At 39.9% G+C, this 4,346-nt stretch carries 3 protein-coding genes and 1 tRNA gene; all 4 read left to right on the top strand.

Annotated elements, in window-relative coordinates; all coding sequences use genetic code 11:
- Positions 1-135: 135 nt before the first annotated feature.
- The 4 genes from glyQ to VB713_RS28085 all read left to right on the top strand — a co-directional run bounded on the left by glyQ (position 136) and on the right by VB713_RS28085 (position 4,261).
- Complete coding sequence (gene glyQ / locus VB713_RS28100; protein WP_323314769.1) at positions 136-1,014, top strand: glycine--tRNA ligase subunit alpha; 879 nt, start codon at positions 136-138, stop codon at positions 1,012-1,014.
- Between the two features lie 109 nt (positions 1,015-1,123).
- Positions 1,124-1,603 carry a DUF4079 domain-containing protein gene (locus VB713_RS28095; protein WP_323314770.1) on the top strand — a complete coding sequence of 160 codons (480 nt, stop codon included), beginning with the start codon at positions 1,124-1,126 and terminating at the stop codon, positions 1,601-1,603.
- Between the two features lie 109 nt (positions 1,604-1,712).
- Positions 1,713-4,070, top strand: coding sequence for a ComEC/Rec2 family competence protein (locus VB713_RS28090; protein ID WP_323314768.1), 2,358 nt, complete (start codon positions 1,713-1,715; stop codon positions 4,068-4,070).
- A 106-nt stretch (positions 4,071-4,176) separates the two neighbouring features.
- Positions 4,177-4,261: transfer RNA gene (locus VB713_RS28085), tRNA-Ser, on the top strand.
- Positions 4,262-4,346: the final 85 nt, after the last annotated feature.

The following is a 4,346-nucleotide window of genomic DNA, read 5'->3' as shown; positions in this document are numbered from 1 at the left end:
TCGAACCTTCTTTCGTTTGTCAACTACTTTGACTCTCTTTTTTTGGGCTTTTTTTTTTAACGCCTCAAAGCTGCTCAGAATGCTGGGTTTAGGCAACAATGGTTTAGACATTGTTGACTCAAGGAAGAGTAGATAGTGAATTTTCAGTCAGTAATAGCGATATTGCATCAGTTTTGGAGCGAGCGTGGCTGCTTGATTGCCCAACCTTATGATATGGAGAAGGGCGCAGGCACTAAAAATCCCCATACTTTTTTAAGAGCATTGGGACCAGAACCTTGGTCTGTAGCCTATGTTGAACCTTGTCGTCGTCCCACAGATGGACGCTATGGGGAAAACCCGAATCGGTTTCAACATTATTATCAGTATCAAGTTTTGATTAAACCTTCACCAGAAAATATCCAAGATATTTATCTTGATTCTTTAAGGGCTTTAGGTATTCGTCCAGAAGATCATGATGTTCGTTTTGTAGAAGATAATTGGGAAGATGCGACGGTGGGGGCTTGGGGTACTGGTTGGGAAGTTTGGTTAGATGGGATGGAAATTACTCAATTTACCTATTTCCAGCAGTGTGGGGGGATTGATTGCCGTCCGGTGTCGATTGAGATTACCTATGGACTAGAGCGACTGGTGATGTATCTCCAGCAAGTAGAGGCAATTACTAAGATCCAGTGGACGGACAACATAACCTATGGGGATGTTCATCTTCAGGGTGAGATTGAGCAGTGTACTTACAATTTTGAGGCATCTAATCCTGAGATGTTATTAACACTGTTTAATATATATGAGCAGGAAGCCAGCCAGTTAACGGAACGAGGACTAGTGTTACCCAGCTTGGACTATGTGATTAAGTGTTCGCATACTTTTAATTTGCTGGATGCTAGAGGTGTAATTTCAGTGACAGAACGGACTCGCTACATTACTAGGATTCGGCATTTAGCGAGGAAAATAGCTCATTTATATGTTGAGCAAAGGGAAAAATTGGGTTTCCCTTTGCTTAAAAATGCCGTAATTTGAAAAGTAGGGACTGGTACTGACAATAAATTCAGACTAGATTAGATTTCTTTCACCCCCCTCTATTGGGGGGTTGTGTAAGTTGATGGTACAAACACTAGTAGTCTGTCAGATGATAAATATAAGTGAAGTTTTAGAACCGATCGCAGCTTGGTTTCGTTCTTTGGGTGTGCCTGGAGAGGTGGTGCATTGGGGACATCCAGTGATGATGGCGATTGTGGTGTTTGTGGTGGGTAGTTTTGTGGGTGTGACAGGTTGGCGAGGAAAACTACTGCAAGATAAAGATGCTGCTGCTAAAAGTCGGAATGCCCATCTTCAATTAGCACCTTGGTTATTAGTATTTTTGGCAGGTGGTTATACAGGTGGGGTGTTGTCTTTGGTAATGCAGCATCAGCCACTGTTTGAAAGTCCTCATTTTTGGACTGGTTCGATTGTGCTGTTATTGCTCTTGGTTAATGGTGCAATTTCTCTGAGTGGATTTTTGGGAAATAAGGCGGGGTTACGTGCTGTTCATGCTTACTTAGGAAGTACAGCACTTTTAATTTTGTTGGTTCATGCTGTATTAGGGTTTAATTTGGGTATATCTTTGTGAGGCTGGTATTGCTAAAGCAAACAGCTATGAATTTTTCGTTGTTTGACAGGGCAGGTAAGATACAAGAGTTTAAGAAAATTTAGGTATGTGCTTTGGTTATTAAAGTTTTATGATGCAGAGTAGTAGCGTAATCATTTGTCTTGCCTATATTCTAGGGTTGCTGATGACAGCAGTTCCTTGGGGTGGTGTAGGAATTTTAGTTCTGGGGATATTAGCCGCAGTTCTATTTCGGACAATTTATATCAATCTGCGAAAATTTGCTCATAAACGAGAAAAATCTGTAACTAAAGCGAAGGTATCTGCTAATACTCTACAAACTACCCCTCATCCTAGGATTTGGCTAATAGCTGGTTTAGTGGGGTTGCTAGCAACCCTATATTTTCAATTGCGGATACCACAACCAGGGGAAAAAGATATTAGTCAGTTCATTTCTGAGGAAAATAATAGTAATCAAGAACAACTTGTGATTGTGCGAGGGGAAGTTGCGAGTAATCCCCGTTTAACCCGCAGTCAGAGAGGACAATTTTGGCTGGAAGCGACTCAGTTAGATGAGGTTAAAAATGATAAGGGACCAGCTAGTGTACCAAAAGGGGTGACGGGTAAGTTATATGTAACTGTACCTATACTTCAAGCTACTGGCTTATATCCTAGTCAACAAATTGCTGTGACTGGAATGTTGTACAAGCCAAAAGCGGCTTCAAATCCAGGTGCTTTTGATTTTCAGAAATATTTGAAGCAGGAAGGTACATTTGCCGGTTTGATTGGAAAACAGATAAATTTGATTGATGAAAATCGAAAATGGGGCTGGTGGCAGGTTAGAGAGAAAATTGTGCGATCGCAAGTTCGTTGGTTAGGAGTTCCTGAAGGGCCGCTTGTGAGTGCGATGGTTTTGGGTAGTAAAACTGTTGATTTACCCTACGATATCCGCGATTTATTTGTGAAGGTGGGATTAGCCCATGCTTTAGCCGCTTCTGGTTTTCAAACCTCGCTGATTTTGGGTGTAATTTTACAGCTAACTAGACGGACAAAAAAGGTAACGCAGATTATCTTTGGTTCCTTGGGTTTAATTACTTTCCTCGGTTTAGCAGGGTTTCAGGCGGCGGTACTCAGAGCAGTAATTATGGGTTTTGCAGCCTTAGTTGGTTTGGCTTTGGAAAGAAAAGTTCAACAACTAGGCTCTTTGCTGCTGGCCGCTACGCTGTTATTGTTATTTAATCCGCTTTGGATTTGGGATTTAGGTTTTCAACTCAGTTTTTTGGCAACTTTGGGGTTAGTTGTCACCGCAACACCGATAACTAAACGTTTGGATTGGCTACCACCTGCGATCGCTTCTTTAATTTCCGTTCCCCTCGCTGCCACGATTTGGACTTTACCATTATTACTGCAAGTTTTTAGTGTTGTAGCTGTTTACAGTGTGCCATTAAATATCATCACTACACCATTAATTTCTGTTATTAGTATTGGTGGAATGATTAGCAGTTTAGCAAGCTTAATTTTGCCGGATGTAGGCAGTACTTTAGCAAGTTTTTTATACTATCCAACTCATTGGTTAATTCAATTAGCAGAATTTTTCGTGAACCTACCAGGAAGCTCAGTTGCAGTTGGTAGTATATCAATTTGGCAAATGCTGGTAATTTATGGATTAATTATATCTACTTGGTTGGTGCGTTGGTGGCAGAAAAAATGGTGGTTGACTGGATTAATTACTATTATTTTAGTAATAATTCCTATTTGGCATTCTACTAGTAATTTATTGCGAATAACTTTATTAGCAACTGACACAGAACCAGTTTTAGTAATTCAAGATAGAGGAAAAATTACACTGATTAATAGTGGAGATGAAGGTACAGGACGCTTCACAATTTTACCATTTCTACAACAACAGGGTATTAATCAAATTGACTGGGCGATTGCAAGTAACTTTTTAGTTAATCAAAATGATGCTTGGTTAGAAGTTCTGCAAGGTTTACCTATTAAGAATTTTTATGCTTATGCTTCTCAGTTAAACAATAATATTGCAACTCAAGCAATTCAACAGCAGCTACAAAAGTTTGAGGGAATTTATCAACCTTTAGAATTAGGTCAAATAGTGAATACTGGTTCTGGTATTTCCCAATTTATGAATGAAAAATTACCAATTTTACGATTGCAAGTTTTTGGTCAAAATTGGTTATTAGTAGGTAGTGTCAAATCTCAACAAATAGAACAGTTGATGAAAACTGGTGATTTGTCTCGTCCACAAGTGCTTTGGTGTCCATCGGAATCTTTGCAAGATTTGGTTTTAGCACTGCAACCACAAGTAGCTATCGCTACGGCTAATAATCTTGATAGCAAAACTTTATCTGCTTTAAGTGGAGAAAAAACCAAACTATTCTTCACGGGTAGAGATGGGGCTATTCAATGGACACCCAAGGGTGAATTTGAAGCTTTTATTCAAGTCACAGAAAATAAAGCTTCCAGTTTGTAATACGTTGAGGAATTGGGATAGCTACCACGGGTAAAGCCATCATTCGATGATGTAGTGTGATATAATGGTTTCTGTATTGTTCACAAAAATCTGTGAATAAAAAATTGGAGAGGTGTCCGAGTGGTTGATGGTGACGCACTCGAAATGCGTTTTGGGGCAACTCAACGGGGGTTCGAATCCCCCCCTCTCCGTTGATTTTCTGAAAATTTTAACACTGATTTTTTCCTTAACGGGTGACAAGGGGGTTGAAGATGAGATGTGGCAATAATTTGAGAA

It is taken from the genome of Anabaena cylindrica UHCC 0172 (genome assembly GCF_034931625.1).
GTDB classification, from domain to species: Bacteria; Cyanobacteriota; Cyanobacteriia; order Cyanobacteriales; family Nostocaceae; genus Anabaena; species Anabaena cylindrica_A.
Note: the sequence above shows the minus strand (reverse complement) of the source record. Positions and strands in the feature narration are given on the sequence as shown.

Excerpts from the sequence above, each read along its gene's own strand:
- VB713_RS28090 (WP_323314768.1), top strand. The coding sequence starts at position 1,713 with ATGATGCAGAGTAGTAGCGTAATCATTTGTCTTGCCTATATTCTAGGG.
- VB713_RS28095 (WP_323314770.1), top strand. The coding sequence starts at position 1,124 with ATGATAAATATAAGTGAAGTTTTAGAACCGATCGCAGCTTGGTTTCGT.